Source organism: Kitasatospora griseola (assembly GCF_014648555.1).
In the GTDB taxonomy this organism is placed as follows: domain Bacteria; phylum Actinomycetota; class Actinomycetes; order Streptomycetales; family Streptomycetaceae; genus Kitasatospora; species Kitasatospora griseola.
The window spans coordinates 1-738 of record NZ_BMRI01000115.1 but is presented as its reverse complement, the minus strand read 5'-3'; the positions used below and the strand labels follow the sequence as shown (position 1 = coordinate 738).

Sequence of the window (738 nt, the reverse complement as noted above, 5' to 3'; positions counted from 1 at the left end):
GGCTTGTAGCAGCTCAGCCCCGCCATGGAGACCCGGCCGGCTCCCCGGCTACGCACCCGCACGACGGGGGTGCAGCCGAGTCTGCCCCAGGTCCTGGCGCGCGGCGGCCTCATCGACTGCCCGGCTTCGTCCTCGAAGACGAGCCAGGCGTCGCGGGCCGCCGCGGTGCTTTTACCCGCGGCCACGTGTCCTTCTTCCACAACTCCACCGCCGCGTCTTCGCGTTCGATCGCCCGGCGGGCCGGCTGCTGCCAGGACCAGCCGTGCCGCTTCAGCAGGACCCAGGTGCCCTCCACGGTGTAGGAGACGTGGAACAGCCGGCCGATCAACGTCTTCACCCGTGCCAGCGTCCACCGCTGGTCAGCCCAGCCGTGAGCCAGCGGCCCACGCTCCAACTCCCGCTCCAACCGCGCGATCTGGGCATCGGACAGCTTCGGACGACCGGGCGAGCCCTTCGAAGCGACACCCGCCGAACCGCCCTCGCGCCACTGCCGGCGCCAGCGCTCCACCGACCGCACACTCACCCGCAGCGCGGCCGCGATCTCCCGACTCTTCTCACCACTCTCGAAGCGCGACACGGCCTGCTGCCGGATCCGCTCCCGTGCGGCCCTCTCCGCGTCGGTCAAACCGCCGCCCTGTGCATACCTCACAGCACACGACTACCGGGCTCGACCCTCCACCGGCAGACGAACGCTACTGCTTCACCCGTCCGAGCGACATCACACATTCAACTTCAGTA

The 738-nt window shown here is 70.1% G+C and carries 1 pseudogene; it reads right to left on the bottom strand.

Annotation, left to right across the window (positions count from 1 at the left end):
• A pseudogene (locus IEZ12_RS37370) lies at positions 1-649 on the bottom strand (IS630 family transposase); the annotation flags it as partial.
• Positions 650-738 lie beyond the last annotated feature (89 nt).